The sequence below is a fragment of the Streptomyces silvae genome, assembly GCF_016745505.1.
Taxonomy (GTDB): domain Bacteria; phylum Actinomycetota; class Actinomycetes; order Streptomycetales; family Streptomycetaceae; genus Streptomyces; species Streptomyces silvae.
On the sequence record NZ_JAERUC010000207.1, the window covers coordinates 70935 to 96198 of the forward strand.

At 71.4% G+C, this 25264-nt stretch carries 21 protein-coding genes; 11 read left to right on the forward strand and 10 right to left on the reverse strand.

From position 1 onward, the window contains the following. Window positions 1-6: 6 nt before the first annotated feature. The 5 genes from JKV81_RS35915 to iolC form a co-directional block, all read right to left on the reverse strand. Complete coding sequence (locus JKV81_RS35915; RefSeq protein WP_129263084.1) at window positions 7-1506, reverse strand: CoA-acylating methylmalonate-semialdehyde dehydrogenase; 1500 nt, start codon at window positions 1504-1506, stop codon at window positions 7-9. A gap of 13 nt (window positions 1507-1519) precedes the next feature. Continuing rightward, on the reverse strand, window positions 1520-3436 hold the full coding sequence (gene iolD, locus JKV81_RS35920; RefSeq protein ID WP_129263086.1) for a 3D-(3,5/4)-trihydroxycyclohexane-1,2-dione acylhydrolase (decyclizing): 1917 nt from the start codon (window positions 3434-3436) through the stop codon (window positions 1520-1522). Then, window positions 3433-4314 carry a 5-deoxy-glucuronate isomerase gene (gene iolB / locus JKV81_RS35925; protein ID WP_129263088.1) on the reverse strand — a complete coding sequence of 294 codons (882 nt, stop codon included), beginning with the start codon at window positions 4312-4314 and terminating at the stop codon, window positions 3433-3435. Before iolB ends, iolD begins: the two co-directional genes overlap by 4 nt. 129 nt (window positions 4315-4443) lie before the next feature. Beyond that, a complete protein-coding gene (locus JKV81_RS35930) occupies window positions 4444-5334 on the reverse strand; it encodes a Cgl0159 family (beta/alpha)8-fold protein (protein ID WP_129263090.1) in 891 nt (296 codons plus the stop codon). Then, window positions 5331-6416 carry a 5-dehydro-2-deoxygluconokinase gene (gene iolC, locus JKV81_RS35935; protein WP_202079800.1) on the reverse strand — a complete coding sequence of 362 codons (1086 nt, stop codon included), beginning with the start codon at window positions 6414-6416 and terminating at the stop codon, window positions 5331-5333. The genes JKV81_RS35930 and iolC overlap by 4 nt, the downstream gene beginning before the upstream one ends. Before the next feature lie 168 nt (window positions 6417-6584). On the opposite strand from iolC, the gene JKV81_RS35940 reads away from it, so the two are divergent. Both JKV81_RS35940 and JKV81_RS35945 read left to right on the forward strand, forming a co-directional pair. Continuing rightward, a complete protein-coding gene (locus JKV81_RS35940; RefSeq protein WP_129263094.1) occupies window positions 6585-7511 on the forward strand; it encodes a sugar phosphate isomerase/epimerase family protein in 927 nt (308 codons plus the stop codon). Window positions 7512-7698: 187 nt separating this feature from the next. Continuing rightward, entirely contained in the window at window positions 7699-7890 is a 192-nt protein-coding gene (locus JKV81_RS35945; RefSeq protein WP_129263096.1) for a helix-turn-helix transcriptional regulator, read from the forward strand. Window positions 7891-7922: 32 nt separating this feature from the next. Here JKV81_RS35945 and JKV81_RS35950 read toward each other — a convergent pair whose 3' ends face one another. Both JKV81_RS35950 and JKV81_RS35955 read right to left on the reverse strand, forming a co-directional pair. Then, a complete protein-coding gene (locus JKV81_RS35950; RefSeq protein WP_129263098.1) occupies window positions 7923-8975 on the reverse strand; it encodes a zinc-dependent alcohol dehydrogenase family protein in 1053 nt (350 codons plus the stop codon). A gap of 88 nt (window positions 8976-9063) precedes the next feature. After that, the gene (locus JKV81_RS35955; RefSeq protein WP_202079802.1) at window positions 9064-11334 is read right to left on the reverse strand and encodes an MMPL family transporter; all 2271 of its coding nucleotides are present in this window, start codon (window positions 11332-11334) and stop codon (window positions 9064-9066) included. Window positions 11335-11492: 158 nt separating this feature from the next. Here JKV81_RS35955 and JKV81_RS35960 point away from each other — a divergent pair, with 158 nt between their 5' ends. The 4 genes from JKV81_RS35960 (at window position 11493) to JKV81_RS35975 (ending at window position 16832) form a co-directional block, all read left to right on the forward strand. Then, window positions 11493-12254, forward strand: coding sequence for a TetR/AcrR family transcriptional regulator (locus JKV81_RS35960; protein ID WP_129263102.1), 762 nt, complete (start codon window positions 11493-11495; stop codon window positions 12252-12254). A gap of 96 nt (window positions 12255-12350) precedes the next feature. Continuing rightward, window positions 12351-12656 (forward strand): heavy-metal-associated domain-containing protein, encoded by a 306-nt coding sequence (locus JKV81_RS35965; RefSeq protein WP_129263104.1) that lies wholly within the window; start codon window positions 12351-12353, stop codon window positions 12654-12656. Window positions 12657-12813: 157 nt separating this feature from the next. Continuing rightward, complete coding sequence (locus tag JKV81_RS35970; protein WP_129263106.1) at window positions 12814-15324, forward strand: heavy metal translocating P-type ATPase; 2511 nt, start codon at window positions 12814-12816, stop codon at window positions 15322-15324. 602 nt (window positions 15325-15926) lie between these two features. Next, window positions 15927-16832, forward strand: coding sequence for an alpha/beta fold hydrolase (locus tag JKV81_RS35975; protein ID WP_129263108.1), 906 nt, complete (start codon window positions 15927-15929; stop codon window positions 16830-16832). Window positions 16833-17079: 247 nt separating this feature from the next. Here JKV81_RS35975 and JKV81_RS35980 read toward each other — a convergent pair whose 3' ends face one another. After that, window positions 17080-18378: a citrate synthase gene (locus tag JKV81_RS35980; RefSeq protein ID WP_073746777.1), complete on the reverse strand. Its 1299-nt coding sequence runs from the start codon at window positions 18376-18378 to the stop codon at window positions 17080-17082. A 197-nt stretch (window positions 18379-18575) separates the two neighbouring features. Continuing rightward, window positions 18576-20807: an SF1B family DNA helicase RecD2 gene (recD2, locus tag JKV81_RS35985; protein WP_202079812.1), complete on the reverse strand. Its 2232-nt coding sequence runs from the start codon at window positions 20805-20807 to the stop codon at window positions 18576-18578. 171 nt (window positions 20808-20978) lie between these two features. Here recD2 and JKV81_RS35990 point away from each other — a divergent pair, with 171 nt between their 5' ends. From JKV81_RS35990 to JKV81_RS36010, 5 genes are all read left to right on the forward strand, one after another. Continuing rightward, window positions 20979-21314 carry a hypothetical protein gene (locus JKV81_RS35990; RefSeq protein WP_202079806.1) on the forward strand — a complete coding sequence of 112 codons (336 nt, stop codon included), beginning with the start codon at window positions 20979-20981 and terminating at the stop codon, window positions 21312-21314. Window positions 21315-21352: 38 nt separating this feature from the next. Next, window positions 21353-22090, forward strand: coding sequence for a class I SAM-dependent methyltransferase (locus JKV81_RS35995; RefSeq protein ID WP_202079808.1), 738 nt, complete (start codon window positions 21353-21355; stop codon window positions 22088-22090). Between the two features lie 132 nt (window positions 22091-22222). Continuing rightward, the gene (locus JKV81_RS36000; protein WP_129263114.1) at window positions 22223-22834 is read left to right on the forward strand and encodes an ATP-binding protein; all 612 of its coding nucleotides are present in this window, start codon (window positions 22223-22225) and stop codon (window positions 22832-22834) included. Between the two features lie 15 nt (window positions 22835-22849). Beyond that, complete coding sequence (locus JKV81_RS36005) at window positions 22850-23221, forward strand: hypothetical protein (protein ID WP_202079810.1); 372 nt, start codon at window positions 22850-22852, stop codon at window positions 23219-23221. Between the two features lie 72 nt (window positions 23222-23293). After that, window positions 23294-23677, forward strand: coding sequence for a VOC family protein (locus JKV81_RS36010; protein WP_129263118.1), 384 nt, complete (start codon window positions 23294-23296; stop codon window positions 23675-23677). Window positions 23678-23868: 191 nt separating this feature from the next. On the opposite strand, the gene JKV81_RS36015 is transcribed toward JKV81_RS36010, so the two are convergent. Next, window positions 23869-25161 carry a hydrogenase expression protein HypA gene (locus JKV81_RS36015; RefSeq protein ID WP_241748443.1) on the reverse strand — a complete coding sequence of 431 codons (1293 nt, stop codon included), beginning with the start codon at window positions 25159-25161 and terminating at the stop codon, window positions 23869-23871. Window positions 25162-25264: the final 103 nt, after the last annotated feature.

Sequence of the window (25264 nt, forward strand, 5' to 3'; positions counted from 1 at the left end):
GCCGGGTCAGTGATTGCGGGGGAAGCCGAGGTCCACGCCCGCCGGGGCGTCGGCCGGGTCGGGCCAGCGGGTGGTGACGACCTTGCCGCGGGTGTAGAAGTGCACGCCGTCGTTGCCGTAGATGTGGTGGTCGCCGAAGAGGGAGTCCTTCCAGCCGCCGAAGGAGTGGTAGCCGACCGGCACCGGGATCGGGACGTTGACGCCGACCATGCCGGCCTCGATCTCCAGCTGGAAGCGGCGGGCCGCCCCGCCGTCGCGGGTGAAGATCGCGGTGCCGTTGCCGAAGGGCGAGGCGTTCATGAGGGCGACGCCGTCCTCGTACGTCTCGACGCGCAGCACACAGAGGACGGGGCCGAAGATCTCGTCGCGGTAGGCGTCGGAGTCCGTGGAGACGTTGTCCAGGAGGGACAGGCCGATCCAGTGGCCGTCCTCGAAGCCCTCGACCGTGTGGCCGGTGCCGTCGAGGACGACGTCGGCGCCCTGTGCGGCGGCCCCGGTGACGTAGGAGGCGACCTTGTCGCGGTGGGCGGCGGTGATCAGCGGGCCCATCTCGGAGGCGGGGTCCGTGCCGGGGCCGATCGTGATCTTCTCGGCGCGCTCGCGGATCTTCGCGACGAGCTCGTCCGCGATGGAGTTCACGGCGACGACCGCGGAGATGGCCATGCAGCGCTCACCGGCGGAGCCGTACGCGGCGGAGACGGCGGCGTCGGCCGCGGCGTCCAGGTCGGCGTCGGGGAGGACCAGCATGTGGTTCTTCGCACCGCCGAGCGCCTGGACGCGCTTGCCGTTGGCGGAGGCCGTGGCGTGGATGTACCGGGCGATGGGCGTGGAGCCGACGAAGGAGACGGCGGCGACGTCGGGGTGGGCGAGCAGCCCGTCCACGGCGACCTTGTCGCCGTGCAGGACGTTCAGCACACCGTCGGGCAGCCCCGCCTCGGCGGCGAGCTCGGCCAGCAGGTTGGCGGCGGACGGGTCCTTCTCGCTGGGCTTGAGGACGAAGGTGTTCCCGCACGCGATGGCCAGCGGGAACATCCACATCGGCACCATGGCCGGGAAGTTGAACGGGGTGATGCCGGCGACGACGCCGACCGGCTGTCGGATCGAGGAGACGTCGACCCGGCTGGAGACCTGGGTCGACAGCTCGCCCTTGAGCTGGGTGGTGATGCCGCAGGCCAGCTCCACGATCTCCAGGCCGCGGGCGACCTCGCCGAGCGCGTCGGAGTGCACCTTGCCGTGCTCGGCGGTGATCAGCGCGGCGATCTCGTCGCGGTGGGAGTCGAGCAGGGCGCGGTAGCGGAAGAGGACGGCGGTGCGCGCGGAGAGCGAGGAGGTCCCCCACGTCGCGTACGCGGCCTTCGCGGCGGATACCGCGGCGTCGACCTCCTCGGTGGAGGCCAGCGCCACCTGCGTGGTGACGGCGCCGGTCGCCGGGTCGGTGACAGGTCCGTAGTTGCCCGACGTGCCCTCGACGGCCTTGCCACCGATCCAGTGGTTGACGGTCTTCATGACGGGGTCTCCTTCACAGGTGGCGGCGTCGGGCTGCGATCTGCCGGTCGTACTCTTTCCTGGCCTCGACCGCCGACGGGCGGGTCGCGGTTTCGGCTACCGGAACATCCCACCACGCCTGTGCCGGGGGCGGCCCCGACACTGTGTCTGCCGTTCCGGTCTCGACGTAGACACAAGTGGGACGGTCCGAGGCGCGCGCCTCGGCGAGGGCACGGCGCAGCTCCCCCACCGTCCCGGCGCGCAGGACGTGCATGCCCAGCGAGGCCGCGTTGGCGGCGAGGTCGACGGGGAGCGGGGCGCCGGTGAACGCCCCCTCGTCGGTGCGGTGGCGGTAGGCGGTGCCGAAGCGTTCGGCGCCGACGGACTCGGAGAGGCCGCCGATGGACGCGTATCCGTGGTTCTGGAGGATGACGAGCTTGACGGGCAGGCCCTCCTGCACGGCGGTGACGATCTCGGTGGGGTTCATCAGATACGTGCCGTCGCCGACCAGCGCCCAGACGGGCCTGCCCGGTGCCGCGAGCTGGACCCCGAGGGCTGCGGGGATCTCGTATCCCATGCAGGAGTAGCCGTACTCGACGTGGTACTGCTGCGGGGAGCGGGCCCGCCACAGCTTGTGGAGGTCGCCGGGGAGGGAGCCCGCCGCGTTGATCAGGATGTCGTCCTCGGTGACCAGCTCGTCCAGCAGCCCCAGGACCTGGGCCTGGGTGGGGCGGGCGGCCGGGTCGCCGGTGGCGAAGGCCGCGTCGACTTGCTGCTCCCAGCGGTCCTTGGCGTCGGTGTACTCGCTCTCGTAGGCGGGGTCGACGCGGTGTCCGCATGCGCCGAGGGCCTCTCCGAGGGCTTCGATCGTGGTGCGGGCGTCACCGACGAGGGGCAGGGCGGCGAGCTTGTGGGCGTCGAAGCCGGTGATGTTGAGGTTGAGGAAGCGGACGGCCGGGTCGGCGAAGAGGGTGCCGGAGGCGGTCGTGAAGTCGGTGTAACGGGTGCCGATCCCGAGGACGAGGTCGGCCTCGCGGGCGAGTGCGTCGGCCGTGGCGGTCCCGGTGTGGCCGATGCCGCCCACGTCGGCGGGGTGGTCGTGGCGCAGCGACCCCTTGCCGGCCTGGGTGGAGGCGACCGGGATACGGGTGGCGGCGGCGAACGCGGCGAGCGTCTCCTCGGCCCCGCTGTGGTGGACCCCGCCGCCCGCGACGATCAGGGGACGGCGCGCGGCGCGCACGGCACGGACGGCCTGGTCGAGTTCGTACGGATCGGGGGCCGGCCTGCGTACGTTCCAGACGCGCGTCGCGAAGAACTCCGCCGGCCAGTCGTACGCCTCCGCCTGCACGTCCTGCGGCAGCGCGAGCGTGACGGCGCCCGTCTCCGCCGGGTCGGCGAGGGTGCGCATGGCCTGGAGGGCGGCCGGGATCAGCGCCTCGGGGCGGGTGACCCGGTCGAAGTAGCGGGAGACGGGGCGCAGGCAGTCGTTGACCGACACATCGCCCGCGTACGGCACTTCGAGCTGCTGGAGCACGGGGTCCGCGGGGCGGGTCGCGAAGGTGTCGCCGGGCAGGAGCAGCACGGGCAGGTGGTTGACGGTGGCGAGCGCGGCGCCGGTGACGAGGTTGGTGGCACCGGGGCCGATGGAGGTGGTGACGGCGTGGGCGGAGAGCCGGCCCGACTGGCGGGCGTATCCGACGGCGGCGTGCACCATGGCCTGCTCGCTGCGGCCCTGGAGGTACGGCATCGCGGGGCCGGCCTCGACGAGCGCCTGCCCGATGCCCGCGACGTTGCCGTGGCCGAAGATGCCCCAGGTCGCGTCGATCAGGCGGTGGCGGCGGCCGTCGCGCTCGGTGTACTGGCGGGCGAGGAAGGCGATGAGCGCCTGGGCGGTGGTGAGCCTGCGGGCCGGGCCGGGGGCGCCGTTGTGCGCGGTGCGTGGTGTGGTCACCGGGCGTCCTCCGTCCCGTGGAGCGGCAGCCGGGGGTCGACGGGCTGTCCGGGCCAGGTGTCGCGGATCCAGCGGTGGTCCGGATGGTCGCTGATCAGCCACTCGCGCTCGCCGGGGCCCGCCATCACGTTCAGGTAGTACAGGGTGCGGCCGGGCGGGGCGATGGAGGGGCCGTGCCAGCCGTCGGGGATGAGGACGGCGTCCCCCGTGGCGACCTCGGCGAGGACGTCGGTGCCTCCGGGGCGGGACGGCGACACCCGGTGGTAGCCGAGACCGTCGCCCTCGACCTCGAAGTAGTAGATCTCCTCCAGCACCGACTCGGTGCCGGGGCGGTGCTCGTCGTGCTTGTGCGGGGGGTACGACGACCAGTTGCCGCCGGGGGTGAGGACCTCGACGGCGATGAGCCGGTCGCAGTCGAACGTGTCGGCGGCGGCGAAGTTGTTCACCTGGCGCGAGCACGCGCCGGCGCCGCGGAGCTCGACCGGTACCTCCGGCGCGGGGCCGTAGCGAGCGGGGAGTCGTCGCTCGCACTTCGCTCCTGCCAGGGCGAAGCGGCCTCCTGCGCCGGAGGCGATCTGGGCGCGGGCGTCGCGTGGGACGTAGGCGAAATCGGTTGCTGCGCTGAACACGTCCTTCCTGCCCAGCAGTTCAAAGATCTCACCTGCTGTCTGCACCGTACAGCCACCGGACAACGGGAGGATGATCCATTCGCTCTCCCCGGTGACCAGGGTGTGAACACCACCCGGTCCGAGCTCCAGGACGCGCAGGCTCGACCGCTCCCACCCGGCGCGCTCCGGGTCGATGTCGAGGGCGTAGGGGCCGCGTGCGGCACGGCCGGCCCTGAGGTGGTGCCTCTGCTGCTCGTCGGTGGTCGTCATGGCTCCATCCCTACCCGTCGTCCCGCCGGTTCACGGAAACCCCTGCCCGCCGCCCGGACCCTTCGGGTTCGCGGGAGCTTCTGGCCCTCCGCCCAGGCCCTTCGCGAAGGCCCCGGTGGCCGGAGGCGCTCACAGCAGCCCCACGGCCGTGTCCACCGCGCCCGCCACGTCTCCGTCGGCGGGGTAGAGCAGCGAGCGCCCGACCACCAGCCCCTGGACCGTCGGCAGCCGCAGCGCGCCGCGCCACTTCTCGTACGCCGTGTGGGGGTCGCCCGTGACCTCGCCGCCGAGCAGCACGGCGGGGAGGGTCGAGGCGCGCATCACCCGGTCCATGTCGCGGGGATCGTCGGTGACGGGGACCTTGAGCCAGGTGTACGCGGATGTCCCGCCGAGCCCCGACGCGATGGCGATGGAGGTGGTGACGGCGGTGGCGCCCAGGTCGGTGCGGAGCCCGGCGGGGGTGCGGTGGCAGAGGAACGGCTCGATGAAGACGGGCAGCCGGAGGGCGGCCATCTCGTCCACGGTGCGCGCGGCGGTGTGCAGGGTGTCCAGCGAACCGGGGTCGTCGTGGTCGATCCTCAGCAGGAGCTTGCCCGCGTCGTAGCCGTGGTGGGCGAGGTCGGCGGGGCGGTGGCCGGTGAAGCGGTCGTCGAGCTCGAAGGCGGCTCCCGCGAGTCCGCCGCGGTTCATGGAACCGAGGACGACCTTGTCCTCCAGGGCGCCGAGGAGCAGCAGGTCCTCCAGGACGTCCGCGCCCGCGAGCACGCCGTCGACGCCGGGGCGGGTGAGGGCGAGGCAGAGGCGTTCCAGCAGGTCGAACCGGTCGGCCATGGCCAGGTCGTCGTCGCCGACGGCGAGGGCGCCGCGGGCGGGGTGGTCGGCCGCGATGATCATCAGACGTCCGGTGGGACCGACGAGGGGGCGTCTGCGGCGGGCTGCGGCCGCCTCGGCGACGGCTTCGGGGCGGTGGGCGCGGAGCCGGACGAGATCGGCGACACCGGCCGCGGCGGGCGGGGTCATGGGGTGGCTCCCGGGGCTGCTGCGCCGATCCGTCCTTCGGTGAGGGCCTGTTCGACCTCGTGGGGGAAGGGCATGGCGGACGAACAGGCGAGACGGGAGGCGACGATGGCTCCGGCCGCGTTGGCGTAGCGCATGATGTGCGCCGTGTCCCAGCCGGCGAGGAGGCCGTGGCAGAGGGCACCGCCGAAGGCGTCCCCGGCGCCGAGGCCGTTGACGACGTCGACGGGGAGGGGCGGGATCTCCGCGGTGGTGCCGTCGCGGTGGACGGCGAGCACGCCCGCCGGTCCCTGTTTGACGACGGCGACTTCGGGCCCGGCGGCGAGCAGCGCGCGGGCGGCGGCGTGCGGTTCGCGTTCCCCGGTGGCGATCTCGCACTCGTCGAGGTTGCCGACGGCGACCGTGGCATGGGCCAGGGCCTCTCGGTAATGGGCGCGGGCGGCCCCGCCGTTCCCGTCCTTCGCCCCGCAGTTCCCGCCCTTCGCCTCACTGTTTCCGTCCTTCCCCTCGCCGTTCCCGTCGTTCCCCTCGTCCCAGAACATGGGGCGCCAGTCGAGGTCGAAGACGGTGGCGCGGGGGTGGTCCGGGGCGCCCGGCGGAGCTGCCGCGCTCCGGGCGCGGAGTGCGGTGAGGGTCGCGGTGCGGCTGGGTTCGGCGCACAGCCCGGTGCCGGTCATCCAGAACACCCGGGCGGTCCGGACCGCGTCCAGGTCGAGTTCCGCGCTGTGGATCTCCAGGTCGGGCGCCTTGGGCTGCCGGTAGAAGTAGAGGGGGAAATCGTCCGGCGGGAAGATCTCGCAGAAGGTGACCGGGGTCGGATACGCCGCCACGGCGCTCACCCACCGGTCGTCCACCCCGAACTCCCGGAGCGCCTGGTGGAGATAGTCGCCGAAGGGGTCCTGGCCGGTCCGGGTGATCACCGCCGTGCGCCGTCCCAGCCGGGCTGCCGCCACGGCGACGTTGGACGGTGAGCCGCCGAGGAACTTCCCGAAGGTCTCGACCCGGGCCAGCGGTACACCGGTCTGCAGCGGGTAGATGTCCACCCCGATGCGCCCCATGGTGATCACGTCGTACGGCTCAGGCATACGCATCCCTTCGACCCGGTGCTCCGGCCCGGCACAGCGTCCCGGGAGTCGGCCACGGCCGGACGGCCGTTCCCAGGTCTAGCCCTCGCCCGTACCCCTGTCAACACTTTGTCCGGACATTCGGACGAACTCTTGACACTCCTTCCCGAGGGCTGGAGGGTGGGCGATATGACCTCCTCCGTACCCTCTCCGGCCCGCATCCGCATCGGCTCGGCACCCGATTCGTGGGGAGTGTGGTTCCCCGACGATCCGCAGCAGGTGCCCTGGGAGCGATTCCTGGACGAGGTCACCGAGGCGGGCTACGAGTGGATCGAACTCGGCCCGTACGGCTACCTCCCGACCGATCCCGCCCGCCTCGCCGACGAGACCGCCCGCCGGAATCTCGCCGTCTCCGCGGGCACGGTCTTCACCGGATTGCACCACGGTCCGGCGGTCTGGGACCGGACCTGGGAGCATGTCGCGGGCATCGCGGCACTCACCCGGGCGATGGGCGCCGGGTATCTGGTGGTCATCCCGTCGTTCTGGCGGGACGACAAGACGGGCGAGGTGCTGGAGGGCCGCACGCTCAGCCCCGCGCAGTGGCGCGACCTGACCACCCAGACGGAGCGCCTGGCCCGCGAGGTGAGGGACCGTTACGGGCTGCGGATCGTGGTGCACCCGCACGCCGACACGCACATCGACAGCGAGGAGAACGTCAACCGCTTCCTCGACGCCACCGACCCCGACCTGGTCTCCCTCTGTCTCGACACCGGGCACTACGCCTACTGCGGCGGGGACAGCGTGAAGCTCATCAGGACCTACGGCGAACGGATCGGCTATCTGCACCTCAAGCAGGTCGACCCGGCGGTGCTCGCCGATGTCGTGGCGAACGAGGTGCCGTTCGGCCCGGCCGTGGCACGCGGCGTGATGTGCGAACCGCCGGGCGGAGTGCCCGCACTGGAGCCCGTGCTGGACGCCGCGCGGGCCCTCGGCAAGGACCTGTTCGCCATCGTCGAGCAGGACATGTACCCCTGCCCGCCCGACAAGCCGCTGCCCATCGCCCGCCGCACCCGCGAGTTCCTCCGCATCTGCGGACCCGCGCGGCCGTCCGTCTGAGCGGCCCGAGCCGCCCCTCCCGTCACCGTCGTCGCAGCAGCCCCGACCGCCACAGCAGTCACTTCCCTGTCACGTATGTCCGCGTTCGGCTGAGCCTGTGTCACGGGCTCGCGACGCCCCCTGCCCGGCCCGGGCCCCTCTCGTTCACCGGGACAGAGGCGCACGGACGTACAGAGAGGTGTCAATCATGACGGACAGAACGCTCTGGTCGTACAAGGACATTGCGGCGCACATCAGGGTGCAGCCGGACACGATCCGCTCGTACCGCAAGCACGGACTGCTCCCGCCCCCCGACGATGTCCGGAACGGGAAGCCCTACTGGTACGTGGACACCGTCCTCGCCTGGATCGCCTCCCGGCCCAGCAACAGGGGCCGTTGACGGGCCGGACGGTTCCGGACGCCCCAGGACGCTCAGGCTCCCTTCGCCGGTTCGATGATCGTGACGCCCGCTCCGGGGGCGGTGCCCATCGCGGCGAGGGCCGCCGGGGCGGCGTCCAGGGTGAGGGTGGAGGTCACCAGCAGGTCCGGCCGGAGGGTGCCGGCCACCACCATGTCCATCATCGGCGGGTAGTCGTGGGCGGCCATGCCGTGGCTGCCGAGGATCTCCAGCTCCTGCCCTATCACCCGGGCCATGGGGACGACGGGGTCACCGGCGGCCGACGGGAGCAGCCCGACCTGGACGTGCCGGCCCTGTCTGCGCAGGCTCCGGACCGAGGCGGCGCAGGTGACCGGGGACCCGAGCGCGTCGAGCGACAGATGCGCGCCGCCGCCGGTGAGTTCGCGTACGGCCTCGTCCGCGCCGCCAGGGTGCGCCGAGGCGTCCACGCACGCCGCCGCGCCGAACTCCCTCGCCAGCTCCAGGGCCTGCCGTGAGACGTCGACCGCGACGACCCTGGCTCCGCAGGCCACCGCGATCATCACCGCCGACAGTCCCACCCCGCCGCAGCCGTGCACGGCGACCCACTCCCCCGGCGCCACCCGTCCCCGCCCCACCACGGCGCGGAACGCCGTGGCGAACCGGCACCCGAGTCCGGCCGCCGTGGCGGACGACAGCCCCTCGGGCAGGACGACCAGATTGACGTCCGCCTGCTCCAGCGCCACGAACTCCGCGAAGGAACCCCAGTGGGTGAAGCCCGGCTGGGTCTGCCGCTCACAGACCTGCTGGGCCCCGGCCGCGCAGGCGGAGCACCGGCCGCAGGCGCAGACGAAGGGCACCGTGACCCGGTCCCCGGCACGCCAGTTGTGCACGCCGGGGCCCACCTCCTCGACGAGTCCGGCCAGTTCATGCCCGGGGACGTGCGGGAGGGTGATGTCCGGGTCGTGTCCCATCCAGCCGTGCCAGTCGCTCCGGCACAGACCCGTGGCCTCGACCCGCACCACGACCCCCCCGGCCGAGGGCGCGGGGTCCGGAAGATCCCGGACCCGGGCCTCCTGCCCGAACTCCTCGAACACCACTGCCCGCATCGAGCCCCACCTCCCCTTGTCCCGTACCTACGGCAGCCCGTACCCGGCACAGCCCGCCCGCACCGCCCGACTCCTTGATCCGGCGAATCTACGCCCCGGCCGTGACCTTGTCCCGCGCCCGGTTGCCTCCCTCTCCGTCCGCCCCCTCCGCTCCGTCCGCTCCCTCGGCGTCCCGCTCCACGGCCGCGGCCGACTCGCCCTCGCTCAGCCCGAACCGCTGGTGGAAGGCGCGCAGGGGCGCGGGCGCCCACCAGGTGACCCGGCCCATCAGCTTCATCACGGCCGGCACCAGCAGGCTCCGCACCACCATGGCGTCCATCAGCACGGCCAGCGCGATCCCCAGCCCGAGCATCTTGGTGTTGGTCACGCGCGAGGTCCCGATGGCGACCATCACCACCGCCAGGATGACGGCGGCCGCCGTGATCAGCCCGCCGGTGTGGCGGAGCCCGAACGTCACCGCGTGTTCGTGGTCGCCGGTCCGGTCGTACTCCTCCTTGATCCGGGAGAGCAGGAACACGCCGTAGTCCATGGAGAGCCCGAAGGCCACGCAGAACATCAGCACGGGCAGGGTCGTCTCGATGTCCCCTGTGCTGGTGAAGGAGAGGAACCCGGAGAGATTCCCGTCCTGGAAGACCCAGACCACCGCTCCGAACATCGCGGTCAGGCTGAGCGCGTTGAGCACGACCGCCTGGAGCGGTATCAGGACGCTGCCGGTCAGCAGGAACACCAGCAGCAGCGTCACCACGACGATGATCCCCACCGCCCAGGGCAGCCGGTCCACTATGGCGGCCTTCGAGTCGACCAGGACGGCCGCGGCGCCGGTCACCGCGGTGTCGAACGGCGCGGGCTCGGCCCGCAGCTCCCGGACGAGGTCCTGGGCTCCCTGCCCGACGGCCTCCCCCTCGGGCAGGACGTCGTAGTACGCGGATCCGCCCGTGGTGACGGGCCCGTCGACCCGCTGCACTCCGGGGAGCGCGGCAACGCGTTCCCGGAAGGCGGCGTACTGGTCGGGGGTCGCCGCGCCTTCGGCGAGCACTTCGAGCCCGCCGCCGGGACTGCCGGGGAAGCCGGCCCGTATGTGCTCCTGGACGACACGGGACTCCGCGGTCGCCGGCAGCTGCCGGTCGTCCGCCGTACCGAACTTCACCCCGAGGAACGGGAGCCCCAGGAGGACGAGCCCGACCGTGGTGACGACGGCGAAGACAGGCGCCCTGCGCATCACGAGCACCGAGAAGCGGGCCCACCCCCGGCCCGGCCCCTCGCCGGCCTCGGCCGGACTCGAAGCCGTCTTCCCGCGGCGGCGCAGCAGCCGGCGCAGGTCCAGGGAATTGACCCGCGGCCCGAGCAGCATCAGCGCGGCCGGCAGCAGGATCAGGGCCGCGGCGGCGGCCAGCAGCACGACGGCGATGCCCGCGTAGGCGAAGGAGCGCAGGAAGTACTGGGGGAAGACCATCATCGCGGCCAGCGACACGGCCACCGTCAGCGCGGAGAAGAGCACCGTGCGCCCCGCCGTACGCAGAGTGGTGCCGATCGCCACCCGGGTGTCCGCCCCGGCGGCCAGCTCCTCGCGGAACCGGCGCACGATGAACAGGGCGTAGTCGATGGCGAGTCCGAGGCCCAGCGCCGTGGTGAGGTTCTGCGCGAAGACCGAGACATCGGTGAACTCGGTGATGCCGCGCAGCACCGCGTTGGTGCCGAGGATGGCGACGATGCCGACGCCGAGCGGCAGAAGTGCCGCGATCGCACTGCCGAAGACCATGACCAGCAGCACCAGCGTCACCGGCAGGGCGATGAGCTCCGCCCGCAGGAGGTCCTCCTGGATGATGCTCTGCATCTCGTGCCGCACGGCGACGGGCCCGCCGACGGAGACCTCCACCGGGCCGTGCGTGCCCCGGTAGGCGGGGGCGATCCGGTCGAGGATCTCGCCTGCGCCCTTCTCGTCGCCCTCGATCCGGGCGGCGACGATCGCCTCGTGTCCGTCCGTGGAGCGCAGGGCGGGGGACTTCGTCCGCCAGTACGAGCCGACGCCCGCGATGCCGGGTTCGGCCGACAGCCGCTCGGTGAGCCGGTCGGCCTCGGCCGCCACCGCCGGGTCGTCGACCGAGGCGGCGCCGCCGTCGACGAGCAGCAGCAGATTGGGCTGCGAGTCGGGGAACTCACGCTCCAGCACCTGGGTCGTGTAGGTCGACTCGGCGTCGGGCGCCTCCCAGCCGCCGCTTCCCATCCGGTCGGCCACACCGCTGCCCGCGAACACGGCGAGCGCTGTGATCACCAGGGCGGCCAGCAGGGCGAGGCGAGGCCGCGCCGTGACGAAGCGGGTCCACCGCCCGACATGCTCCGAGCTGTTGACTTCGGACATGGTGCGGTGTCCCCTTCACCGGGACCCGGGCAGCACAGGACAGCACGGGTCGTTCATTGCCACGTACACTGACAAACACGAGTAGTCGCTCGCGTTTCTTCAGAATGCGAGTACCCACTCGCGTTTGTCAACCGCGTCTTGAGAGCTGGGGATCGACCGTGCCGGAGGCCAGAGCGGGAGCAGCCGCCACACCCGCACAGAGCGGCAAGGACACCAAGGACGACCAGGGCACCAGGAGCCCGGACGCCGGGAGCCCGGATGCCGGGAGCGGCGCGGCAGGCCGGCCGCGCCGCCGCCAGGCCCGCGGCGAGGCGCGCATCGCCCAGCTGCTCGAAGCCGCGGCGGGCGTCTTCTGCTCCAGCGGGTACAACGGCGCGAGCACCAACGCCATCGCCCGCGAGGCGGGCGTCTCGCCGGGCACGCTCTACCAGTTCTTCCCCAACAAGGAAGCCATCGCCATCGAGCTCGGCGAACAGCTCATGCACCGCTGGCGGGAGACGTACGGCGCCGCATTCGTCGTCAGCCACATCGAACTGCCGCTGGACCGGATGCTGGACACGGTCCTCGACCCACTCATCGCCTTCAACTGCGAGAACCCGGCCTTCGCCGTCCTCACCCACGGCTCCGAGATCCCGGGCGTGATCACCCGGGAGCACGACATCCTGCACGCCTCCATGCTCACCAGGACCGAGCAGCTCCTCGGCGCCTATCTGCCGGAACTGCCCGCGGACCAGGTCGCCCGCACCGCCGCAATGGCGTTCGTGCTCTTCAAGGCCGGCCTCGACCTGGTCATGGAGCACGAGGGAGAGGAACGGGAGGCGTACATCAGGGAGTTGAAGAGCGTGATGTACCGCTACCTGGAACCCCTGGTGTGCGACACACCCGATGGAGTGACGCCGGCGCGGATCGATACCCCCTAGGGGTATAGTCGTAGATGCGGGTGGGCACACCGGGTTCCCCGGCGCCCTCTCGCGCCCCGAATGTCACACATCCGTGCCTGCGAAGAGGAGAACGCCATGACCGCCGAGACCGACACGCCCCAGGCCGCCGGCTCCTGCTGCTCGTCCACCGGTTCCTGCCACGACGGGGCCGCCGACGTCCAGGTGGGCGGTGTCACCGCGGTGTACGAGGTGAAGGGCATGACCTGCGGCCACTGCGAAGGAGCGGTCTCCGAGGAGATCTCCGGGATCGCGGGGGTCACCTCGGTCAAGGCGGAGGCGGCCACCGGCCGCGTCACCGTCGCCTCCGCGGCACCGCTGACCGACGACGCCGTACGCGAGGCCGTCGACGAGGCGGGCTACGAGCTCGTGGGCCGCGCCTGAGACCCGCCCGCGCCACGGCGGCGCACGACCCGCACCACCGGCGCCGCCCGGCACGTGGGCTCCGCGCCGCAAGCATCTTCCGTCGGGCCGGTTCCGTCACCAGGGAGCAGATACTGGTGGGGAACGGCCCGACTGCTCGACCCAGGAGTCCGCACACATGGCCAGCACCACGGCAGCCGGGGCTCCGGCGGCGACCGCCGACACCGAGCCCGCAACCGCCGATGCCAAGCTCGTAACCGCCGATGCCGAGCTCACGATCGGCGGGATGACCTGCGCCTCGTGCGCGGCCCGTGTCGAGAAGAAGCTCAACCGGATGGACGGGGTCACCGCCACCGTCAACTACGCGACCGAGAAGGCCCGTGTCTCCTACGGAGCGGGGACCACGCTCGACGACCTCGTGGCCACCGTCGTGAAGACCGGTTACACGGCCCGGCCCGTCACCCGCCCTGAACCCGCGGCCGGCCTCGGCGCTCCCGAGGACGAAGCCCCACCCCGCACCGCCCGGACCGTCCAGGACCGCACGAACGACACAGACGGCACAGGCGGCACGGACAGCCAGGGCCGCCAGGACGACGGCAGCAGCATCGAAAGCGGCGGCGAGGACGGCACGCACAGCGCCGACAGCCCGCGCGGCGAAGACGCGGCCCACCAGGACCCGGCCGAGCGCGCCGCCGACGACGCCCTCGCCGCACTCCGGCAGCGCCTCCAGGTCTCGGCGGTGCTCGCCGTGCCGGTCGTCCTGATGGCCATGGTCCCCGCCCTCCAGTTCGACAACTGGCAGTGGCTCTCCCTCACCCTCGCCGCCCCCGTCGTCATCTGGGGCGGCCTGCCCTTCCACCGCGCCGCCTGGTCGAACCTCCGGCACGGCGCGGCGACGATGGACACCCTGGTGTCCCTGGGCACGCTCGCGGCGTTCAGCTGGTCGGTCTGGGCCCTGTTCCTGGGCTCCGCGGGCATGCCGGAGATGCGGCACGGCTTCGATGTCACCGGCGCCCGGTCCGACCCCTCCTCCACGATCTATCTGGAGGTGGCGGCCGGGGTCGTCGCCTTCATCTTGCTCGGCCGTTATCTGGAGGCACGGTCCAAGCGGAAGGCCGGCGCCGCCCTGCGTGCGCTGCTCCACCTCGGCGCCAAGGACGTCACGGTGCTCCGCCCGGAGGACGGTCCGGGGCACGGGGCGACGGAGGTACGCATCCCCGTCGGGCAGTTGCTCGTCAGGGACCGGTTCGTCGTGCGGCCCGGCGAGAAGATCGCCACCGACGGCACCGTCGTCGACGGCTTCTCGGCCGTGGACGCCTCCATGCTCACCGGGGAGTCCCTCCCGGTGGACGCCGCCCCGGGCGACTCCGTCACCGGTGCCACCCTCAACATGTCCGGACGGCTGGTCGTCGAGGCCACCCGCGTCGGCGCCGGCACCCGGCTGGCCCGGATCACCGCGCTCGTCGAGGACGCGCAGAGCGGCAAGGCCGCCGCGCAGCGCCTCGCGGACCGGATCTCCGCGGTCTTCGTCCCCGTGGTGCTGCTGATCGCCCTGGGGACACTGGTCGGCCGGTTGCTCGCCACCGACGACGTCACGGCCTCGTTCACCGCCGCCGTCGCCGTACTGATCATCGCCTGCCCCTGCGCCCTGGGGCTCGCCACTCCCACGGCCCTCCTGGCCGGCACCGGGCGCGGTGCGCAGCTCGGCATCCTCATCAAGGGTCCCGAGGTCCTGGAGACGGCACGGAGGGTCGACACGGTCGTCCTCGACAAGACGGGCACGGTGACCACCGGCCGCATGGCGCTCGGACGCGTCCACACCGCACCCGGGACGAGCGAGGCCGACGTACTCCGGTTCGCGGGGGCCGTCGAGCACGCCTCGGCGCACCCCGTGGCCCGCGCCGTCGCCGCGGGGGCGGCTTCCCGCACGGGTTCGGCGCTGCCCGTGCCGGCGGACTTCACCGACGTACCGGGCCTCGGGGTACGCGGCACCGTCGAGGGGCACCACGTCCTGGCCGGCCGCGCACAGTTCCTCGCCGATGCCGGGGTCGCCCTGCCGGCGCCCCTGGCCGACGCCCTGACCCGTGCGGCGGCTCAGGGCCGTACGACGGTCGCCGTGGCCTGGGACGGCCTGGCGAGGGGTGTGCTGGAGGTGTCGGACACGGTGAAGGAGAGCAGCGCGGAGGCCGTCGCGGAGCTCCGCACGCTGGGCCTCGATCCGGTCCTGCTGACCGGGGACAACCGCGCAGCGGCGGACGCCGTGGCCCGCGAGGTCGGGATCGACACGGTGTTCGCGGAGGTCCTGCCGGAGGAGAAGGCCCAGGTCGTACGGCGTCTTCAGGCCGGGGGCAGGTCCGTCGCGATGGTCGGCGACGGCATCAACGACGCGGCGGCCCTCGCCGTGGCCGATCTCGGCCTGTCGATGGGCACCGGGACGGACGCCGCGATCGAGGCCGGGGACCTCACGCTGGTTCGTGGAGATCTTAAGGTGGCCCCTGCCGCCATCCGCCTGTCGAGGCGTACTCTGTCCACCATCAGAAGCAACCTCTTCTGGGCGTTCGGCTACAACGTGGCCGCACTGCCTCTCGCCGCGTTCGGGCTGCTCAGCCCCATGATCGCGGGTGCGGCAATGGCGTTCTCGTCGGTCTTCGTCGTGACGAACAGCCTGAGGTTGCGCTCCTTCACATAATTTCTACAAAGAGACTTAGATCACACCGATTTGAGGGTAACCATCTGATGGGTTGGTGAGTCTAAGAGTGCGATGCCAAGGATGTCTTGGGGGATGTCCGATGGAGTGTCTTGGGGGACGCTCCTGGCAAGCGTTGGCCGGGGCACGTGCACCGGGGAGCTTTGAGCGGCCCTCCCGTGCGTACGTACCCCGGCAGTCGCACCGCAGTACCAACTGAATACGCACCACTGAGCACCACTGAAGAACAAGGGAGTTCAGGCTCCCGCGCAGACGCCCGGCCGGATCCCGTGGGGGGAATCCGCTCCGGGATATGGGAAGCGCCCTGTCCGTCGACCCGTGGGGGGATCGACAGGCGGGGCGCTTCTCGCGTTGCGCCCGAGGGTCGGGTCCGGGGGTGGGCGCCGGGCCGGGGGACATGCGGGGTCCTGTCCCCCGCGCGGGGGACGTTCAGGTGTCCACCGTGAGGTGACGATCGCGGGCCAGGCGATCCGTAGCGTTCCGGGCAACGGCGGACCACCGGCGAACCACCGGCGGAGCAAGGGCAACAGCCTCCGCGAACGCCGCCGCCCCTCTCTCCCCCCATCGTCTTCCCGGAGGACACCATGGCCCGCAGGATCACCCTCACCGCTGTGACCGCACTGTGCTGCGTGGCGCTGGGCGCGGGGCTCGTGGCGTGCGAGGAGGTCCCCGAGGATTCGGGTTCCGCCTCCCCCGCCCCGTCCGCCTCATCCCCTGCGGATGCGAATGCCTTCTCGGGAACGAAGAAGATCAGCGTCGAGGGCCACTCGGTGAACGTCTCCTGCTCCGGTGACGCGGTGGACGGCGGGCCCGTCGTCGTCATGATGACCGGACTGGGCGACGACCTGACCAAGATGTCCGGCTTCCAGAAGACCGTGAGCGAGGAGAACCGGGTCTGCTCGTTCGACCGGCTGGGCCAGGGCGCGAGCGACAAGCCGGCCGGTCCTCGGACCGTCGCCGACAGCGGGAAGATCCTCACCGGCGTGCTCGACCGGGTCGCCGGCGACCGTCCCGTCGTCCTGGCCGGGCACTCGCTGGGCGGACTGCTCGCCGCGCGGTACGCCCCCGAGCACCAGGACAGGGTCAAGGGACTGGTGCTCATGGACGCCACGTCACCGACCACGACCGCCGACATCTCGAAGGTGATCCCCGCGTCGGCCGAGGCCCCTGCCGACGAGCTGCGGGCGCAGACACTCGCGGTGAACAAGGGGGAGAACCCGGAGATGCTGCTCCTCCCCGACGGGCCGGTCCGTACCGCCGGGGACATCCCGGTGGAGGCCGTCCAGCACGGCGTCCGCTACCTCGGGGAGGTGCCCACGTACGGGGACGACCTGGAGCGGGTGTGGACCGAGGGCCAGCACCAGTGGCTCGGCATCTCCACCGACTCCGAGCTCAGCACCGCGGAGAAGAGCGCCCACGACATCTACGTCGACCGGCCCGACCTCGCCGTCGCGGCCATCCGGAGCGTCACCGCCCGGGTCACGGGCTGAGGCCAAGCGGCCCGGGGCCGAGGACAGGGACCCCGGGCCGCGGTGCGGGAGCCGGGGCCCCGGGCCGCGTCTTGGGAGCAGGGGCCCTGAGCCGCGTTCCGAGAGCAGCAGGCCCTGCCCCCGAACGCCGAATCGCCCCGTACACCGCGCTCGATGATGACCGAGCACGGTACGGGGCGAAGGCAGTGGGCCTCGGAGGCCCGTCGTACGAGCGGTTCCGCGTGGCGGAACCGGCGGTGGTCGAGCCTCAGCGGCCTTCGACCGGGACGAAGTCGCGCAGGACCTCGCCGGTGTAGATCTGGCGCGGGCGGCCGATGCGCGATCCCGGCTCCTTGATCATCTCGTGCCACTGGGCGATCCAGCCGGGGAGCCGGCCGAGCGCGAACAGCACGGTGAACATCTCGGTCGGGAAGCCCATGGCGCGGTAGATCAGGCCCGTGTAGAAGTCCACGTTGGGGTAAAGGTTGCGCGAGACGAAGTACTCGTCGGAGAGCGCGTGCTCCTCCAGCTTGAGCGCGATGTCGAGCAGCTCGTCGGACTTGCCGAGCGAGGACAGCACATCGTGGGCCGCGGCCTTGATGATCTTGGCGCGCGGGTCGAAGGACTTGTACACCCGGTGGCCGAAGCCCATCAGGCGGACGCCGTCCTCCTTGTTCTTCACCTTCTGGATGAAGGAGTCGACGTCGCCGCCGTTGGCCTGGATGCCCTCGAGCATCTCCAGCACCGACTGGTTGGCGCCACCGTGCAGCGGGCCCCACAGGGCGGAGATGCCGGCGGAGATCGAGGCGAACATGTTCGCCTGCGAGGAGCCGACCAGACGCACGGTGGAGGTCGAACAGTTCTGCTCGTGGTCCGCGTGCAGGATGAGCAGCTTCTCCAGCGCGGAGACGACGACCGGGTCCGGCACGTACTCCTGGGCCGGGACGGAGAAGGTCATGCGCAGGAAGTTCTCGACGTAACCGAGGTCGTTGCGCGGGTAGACGAACGGGTGACCGATCGACTTCTTGTACGCGTACGCCGCGATCGTCGGGAGCTTGGCCAGCAGCCGGATCGTCGAGAGGTGGCGCTGCTCCTCGTCGAACGGGTTGTGGCTGTCCTGGTAGAAGGTGGACAGCGCGCTGACGACCGAGGACAGCATGGCCATCGGGTGGGCGTCGCGCGGGAAGCCGTCGAAGAAGCGCTTGACGTCCTCGTGCAGCAGCGTGTGCTGGGTGATCTCGTTCTTGAAGGCCGACAGCTCGTCGACCTTGGGAAGGTCACCGTTGATCAGCGTGTAGGCGACCTCGAGGAACGTCGAGCTCTCGGCGAGCTGCTCGATCGGGTAGCCGCGGTACCGCAGGATGCCCTGTTCACCGTCGAGGTAGGTGATGGCGGATTTATAGGCGGCTGTGTTGCCGTATCCGCTGTCCAGCGTGACCAGGCCCGTATTGGCCCGGAGCTTCCCGATATCGAAGCCCTTGTCGCCGACGGTGCTGTCGATCACCGGGTAGGTGTACTCGTCATCGCCGTACCGCAGTACTACAGCGTTGTTGGTGTGCTCGCTCACGTCATCCCTCACCGACGTAGTGCCTCTTCTTCGAGGTGCCCTGACTGTCTCCACCCTCCCCCATTTGGCTCAGGAGAGTGCACTCGGGGTCGTCCATTGGACCTACCGACGGCACTGAGTGCCGTCAACTTTCTCATCCTGCCCCCTCCCCTCCGGTTCCGGAAGGGCTCAGTGATGTTTCCCACCGTTTTGATCGATCATTTTTCCGGGAAGTCTTCGGGCACCCCGCCACGCAGCCGGAAATCCAGTGCCGTGCAGCGTCTGCCTGCGGAAACCGTGCGGACCGCCTGGCCGATGGCCTTGCGCGAACCGACCAGCACGACCAGCTTCTTGGCCCGCGTCACCGCCGTGTACAGCAGGTTCCGTTGCAGCATCATCCAGGCACTGGTGGTCACCGGGATGACGACCGCCGGGTATTCGCTGCCCTGCGAGCGGTGGATGGTCATCGCGTAGGCATGGGCGAGCTCGTCCAGTTCGTCGAAGTCGTACGCGATCTCCTCGTCCTCGTCCGTGAGAACCGTCAGCCGCTGCTCGTCCGCGTCGAGGCCGGTGACGACACCGACCGTACCGTTGAATACCCCGTTCTCCCCTTTGTCGTAGTTGTTCCGAATCTGCGTCACCTTGTCGCCGACCCGGAAGACCCGGCCGCCGAACCGCTTCTCGGGCAGGCCGGGGCGGCCCGGGGTGATGGCCTGCTGGAGCAGTCCGTTGAGATGGCCCGCGCCTGCCGGGCCACGGTGCATCGGGGCGAGGACCTGCACGTCGCGGCGGGGGTTCAGGCCGAACTTGGCGGGGATGCGGCGGGCCGCGACATCGACGGCGAGGACCCCGGCGTCCTCCGTCTCGTCCTCCACGAACAGGAAGAAGTCGTCCAGGCCCTGGGTCAGCGGCGGCACCCCGGAGTTGATCCGGTGGGCGTTGGTGACGACGCCCGACTTCTGCGCCTGCCGGAAGATGGTGGTCAGCCGGACCGCCGGGACCGGGCCGCCCTCGGCGAGCAGGTCCCTCAGCACCTCCCCTGCGCCGACCGACGGCAGCTGGTCCACATCACCGACCAGCAGGAGGTGGGCACCGGGTGCCACGGCCTTGATGAGCTTGTTGGCGAGCAGCAGATCGAGCATCGAGGCCTCGTCGACGACGACCAGGTCGGCGTCCAGCGGACGGTCGCGGTCGTACGCCGCGTCCCCGCCGGGCTTCAGCTCCAGCAGCCGGTGCACGGTGGACGCCTCGGCGCCGGTCAGCTCCGAGAGGCGCTTCGCGGCCCGCCCGGTGGGGGCGGCCAGCACCACCTTGGCGTTCTTGGCGCGGGCCAGCTCGACGACGGAACGGACGGTGAACGACTTCCCGCAGCCGGGGCCGCCCGTCAGCACGGCGACCTTCTCGGTGAGGGCGAGCCGGACGGCCGCCTCCTGCTCGCGTGCCAGGGTCGCCCCCGTACGTCCGGCGAGCCAGGTCAGCGCCTTCTCCCAGTCGACGTCCCCGAAGGCCGGCATCCGGTCCTCCGGCGCCCGCAGCAGGCGCCGGACCTGGGCGGCGAGGGAGAGCTCGGCGCGGTGGAAGGGGACCAGGTAGACGGCGGTCACCGGCTGCCCGTCCTCGGGGCCCGGCACCTTCTCCCGTACGACGCCCTCCGGGTCCTCGGCGAGCTCGGCCAGGCAGTCGATGACCAGCCCGGTGTCGACCTGCAGCAGCTTCACCCCGTCGGCGATCAGCCGCTCCTCCGGGAGGAAGCAGTTGCCCTGGTCGGTGGACTGCGACAGCGCGTACTGGAGACCGGCCTTGACCCGCTCGGGGCTGTCGTGCGGGATGCCGACGGCCTGGGCGATGCGGTCGGCGGTGAGGAAGCCGATGCCCCAGACGTCGGCGGCCAGCCGGTAGGGCTGGTTCTTCACGACGGAGATCGAGGCGTCCTCGTACTTCTTGTAGATGCGGACGGCGATGGAGGTGGAGACCCCGACGCTCTGGAGGAAGACCATGACCTCCTTGATGGCCTTCTGCTCCTCCCAGGCCGCGGCGATCATCTTCGTCCGCTTCGGCCCGAGCCCGGGCACCTCGACGAGCCGCTTCGGGTGCTGCTCGATGATGTCCAGGGTGTCGACGCCGAAGTGGGTGGTGATGCGGTCGGCCATGACGGGCCCGATGCCCTTGATCAGGCCGGAGCCGAGGTAGCGGCGGATGCCCTGGATCGTGGCGGGAAGAATCGTCGTGTAGTTCTCGACGGTGAACTGCTTGCCGAACTGCGGGTGGGAGCCCCAACGCCCCTCCATCCGCAGGGACTCACCGGGCTGCGCCCCGAGCAGCGACCCGACGACGGTCAGCAGGTCGCCCGCACCGCGCCCGGTGTCGACGCGCGCGACCGTGTACCCGTTCTCCTCGTTGGCGTACGTGATCCGCTCCAGGACGCCTTCGAGGACAGCCATGTTCGGCATGGTGGTCATGGATCCGACCGTATCGGGCGGGTCCGACAGCCGTCGGCCGGACGTCCCGGCCGCCCGCCGCTGGCGGGTGGCGGGCCGCTGTCCCTATGCTGCGAGCCGTCCACTGCCGTCGCCCAGCCCCCGTCCGGCCCGGCATTCGCACTGTGCCGCAAGGATTCGCCCATGTCTGTCCGCCGGATGGCCGCCCTGACCGCCATACCCGTCGCCGTACTCCTCCTGGCCGCCTGCGGCAGCGACGAGGTGCACGGCACGATCACGGAGAAGGAACACAAGGCAGCCCACACCACGTGGAGCAGCAAGCCCGTCACCAAGAGGCAGTGCACCACGAGCAGGAAGGACGGCAGGTCCAAGAAGTCCTGCCGCACGGTGAAGACCGGCAGCAAGCGCGTCCCGCACCGCGAGCCGGAGTGCTGGCAGATCGAACTCAACGACGACGAGCACGAGTTGTGCATTTCCAAGACTCGATGGAACAAGGTCCGTGTCGGCGACACGTGGTGACCCGGCCGGCGTCTCCGACTCCCGGTACCTTCTGCGGCATGGCTGACGAATGCTTCGGACACCCCCGGCTCGCCTCGGTCTACGACGCGCTGGACCCCGACCGCGGTGACCTCGGCGCCTACCTCCGGATCGCCGAGGAGTCGGAGGCGCGCGACGTGCTGGACATCGGTTGCGGGACCGGGGTGTTCGCGCTGCTGCTCGCCGATCGCGGCATCGAGGTCGTCGGCGTCGACCCCGCAGGAGCCTCGCTCGACGTGGCCCGGGCGAAGCCGGGCGGTGACCGGGTGCGCTGGATCCACGGGGACGCGTCGGCACTCCCGCCGCTGCGGGCCGACCTGGCGACGATGACGGCGAACGTCGCTCAGCAGATCATCGACCCCCAGGCGTGGCGTACGACGCTGCGGAAGATCCACGATGCCCTGCGGCCCGGTGGGCACCTGGTGTTCGAGACCCGTGACCCGGCGAGGCGCGCCTGGGAGGAGTGGACCCGTGAAGCGTCGTACAGGGTGACGGAGATCCCGGGCACCGGCGCGGTCGAGAGCTGGGTCCAGGTCACGGAGGTGAACGGGCCGCTGGTGACGTTCCGTTGGACGTACGTCTTCGCGGCGGACGGGGAGGTCCTGACGTCGGACTCGACCTTGCGCTTCCGCGGGCGGCCGGAGGTAGAGGCGGACCTGGCCGCACAAGGGTTCACGGTGGAGGACGTCCGCGACGCACCGGACAGACCGGGCAGGGAGTTCGTGTTCGTGGCGCGACGCCCCCCGGCAGGGTGCTGATCAGGCCCCCTCCCGTGTGCTGAAGCAGGACCCGTTCCCGCGTGCCGAGCGGGCAGGTGATCCCATGTGCCGCGTACCTGTTCCCGAAGTGGTGGCCCCTGCGGCGATCACGCGACTGGGTGGAGATGACCGGTGGACACCTCAAGAGCGTCCTGGCGCAACACGACACACGACTGGGCCGGCACCGTGGATCTCGCTCATCTGGCGGGCATCCGGCGGGATCCCGCCGCGTTCGCTCCTGGTGGGGCCTGGCACCTCGTCCTCGAGGTCGTCGCCTATGCGGCCGACGAGGCGGAGTACGGCGGCGGAGGGCGTTGCCGTGTCACTCTCCACCCCGACGGTTCCGTGTCCGTGGCGGATGACGGGCGGGGCACCGACACCCGGTTCGACGAGCACGGCCACGTCGTCAAGAAGCCGGTCATGGCCACGAAGGACCTGCGGTTCTTCGACCTCCCCGAGGCCCAGACCCTCCCGGACGGCCATCCGCGTCGGGGCATGTCGGTGGTCGCCGCGCTCAGCGAGTGGCTCGTCCACACCAACCGCCGGTACAACGGGTCCTGGACCCAGCGGTACGAGCACGGCTCCCCCGTGACCGGTCTGGAGGCCGTGCCCGACGACGGGACGACCGGGACCGTCGTCCGCTTCCTTCCCGGGGAGCGTCTGCGGGCGGAGGGCTGGGCGCAGGGTGATGTCGGCGCTCTGGCCGCCGCGTGGCCCCATCTGTCCTTGGAGGTACGGCGCTGACTACAGTCCCCCTCCATGGAAACACCTGTGCTGCGGGCGATCGAGTGGGACGGGACGCGGTGGGACGACCCGTCCGAGGAGAGGCTGCACGACCTGCTGGCCGACATGAGTCTGACCTGGCGATTCGTCATCGTCGAACGGCTGGACCTCCAACCCGCCGGTCAGCACTACATGCAGGTCCACCTCAACGACGACCTGAGCTACCAGGTCGAATACCGCGAGGGCGGCCCGGACCTGCACTTCCAGGCTCATGTGCCGACCGACCACAGCCCGTTCTGCGTGGAACCCGTGGCCGATGTCCTCACCGCCTGGGCCTTCGGGCGGCCGGGCTGGCGGGACGCGCTCACCTGGTCCCCCTGGCCGGCCTCCACGGAACCGTCGCGCTGAGCCTCCTGCCACGCGGCAGGGGCCACGGGCAGGGGGTGACAGCGGGCGGGCTGTTCAGGCAGGCTCTTCCTCATGGTCTCGGTGGTGCAGAACGTGGCGATCGACTGTGCGGATGCCTTTGAACTGGCCCGGTTCTGGAGTGAGGTGACCGGTCACCCGTTGCACCCGGAGGATGGGCCGGGAGCCACGGAGACACAGGTGACGCTGCCGGAGGGGCCGGTGCTGTACTTCAGTCAGGTGCCCGAGCCCAAGACGTCCAAGAACCGGGTCCATCTGTGTCTGCGCCCGGAGACCTCGCGCGAGGAGGAGGTCGAACGGCTGCTGGGCCTCGGCGCCACCCTCGTCGCCGACCGCCGGAAACCCGACGGCTCGGGATGGGCCGTTCTCGCGGATCCCGAGGGCAACGAGTTCTGCGTCCTGCGCAGCGAGTCCGACCGGGCCGCGACCCCGGCCTGACTCCGTCTCTCTCTCCCCCCCCCCCCGGGGGGGGGACCTCGGTCGACGACCGCGGTGGCCTCGCGCGGCGAGGTCGTCCGCACCGGCCGGGGCGCCGTCGGCGTCCGGCGCGACCTGTCCGGCGACGAGGACCAGCCGGAGCCCCCCGGCGACAACCAGGGGGCCCCACCTCGCGGGCCGGAGCCCGGGGGTCATACCGTGAGCTTCACGGCCTCGAACCAGCCCTTGTTGTCGGTGGTACCGACGAACATGTACTCGGGGCGGCTGCCCTTGCAGTACTGCCCACCCCAACCGCCGTTGCCCATCTTGGCCGTGTGGCAGACGCCGCCCTTACCGACGTTCATGGCGAAGCCAGTCAGGAACGGGGCACCCTGCTTCGAGCTCCCTATGTAGTTGTTCTTGCCGTCCGCGACCACGGCCGTCCAGCTCGGGGCCCACTTGGCGTTACCGTTCGTCGCACCCTCGTCGTGCAACAAGGCGTTGGCGGAGGACCCGCCGACGTTCCACACCGCGATGTTGAGGGCGGTGATCCGCTTGCCCTGGCCCGTCGTCCCGGCCATCGTCCCATCGCACACCGGGGCCTGCCAGCCGCTCCCGCCCACGAAGGCCCGGTAGCAGATGTGCCGTCCTCCGGGGTCGGCCTTGGCAAGGCCGCTCAACGCGCTGGCAGCCGTGTTCGGGGGCGCCTTCGCCGTCACCGTGGCCGTGGGCTTGCGCTCGGGCGTGACCGGCGGCGGTACGATCACCGGCTTGGCGGACGGCGACTCGGACGGCTTGTCGCTCGGCTTCTCCTTGGTGGGAGTCGCGGAGGGGCTCGGCGACGTGCTGGTGTACGTCTCCGGGACCGCGGAGCGTTCGGTGTCCAGGACCGTGCCTGCCGCGTTCTGTGTGCGGTCCTTCTCGGACTTGCGGTCGTCGTCCTGGCCCGCCAGAAGGAACGGCACGGATACCAGGATCGCGCCGATGATCGCCGCCGCGGCCAGCATCGGCTTCTTCGGCCGGCTGCCGGGCGGTTCGCCGTCCGCCTGCGTACCCGCGCCGGCGCCGCCACTGCCCGCAGCCGCGGCCATGGCGTCCGGGGACCCGCCGACGGTACCGGTGGCCGTGTGCGCCGCGGCCGGGTCGGAGTCCGACCCCGGCGACGCCGAGGACACCGTGTTCTCGCCGGATTCGGCCGACGCCGTTCCGGGCGTCTCCTCCGTCGACGGCTCCGGAACGCCGGCAACTCGCGCGGCACCGGTGCCGGAAGCAGGAGCGGCGGCACCCGCTCGCTCGGCGGTCTGCGCCCGGCCGTCCGCACCCTCGGGAGCCTCGTCCCCCGAGCCCCCGCTCTCCGGGCGCCCGCTCGTCCGGCCCTGCGCGACGGCGTCCGGGTCGGCCGCCGTGGACGACGTGCCCTTGCCGCCGCGCCGGGCACCCGGCGTCAGGGCGTCACCGGGGTCCCCGGCCGCTCCCTGCATCGGCACCGCACGGCGGACCGACACCGGCGAGCTCCCGGACGCACCGGAGGCGCCGGAGGACGTGCTCGGACTCGGCGGTATGTGACTGGAAGGATCATGCTCACGTGCCATGCAATTTCCTTACTCA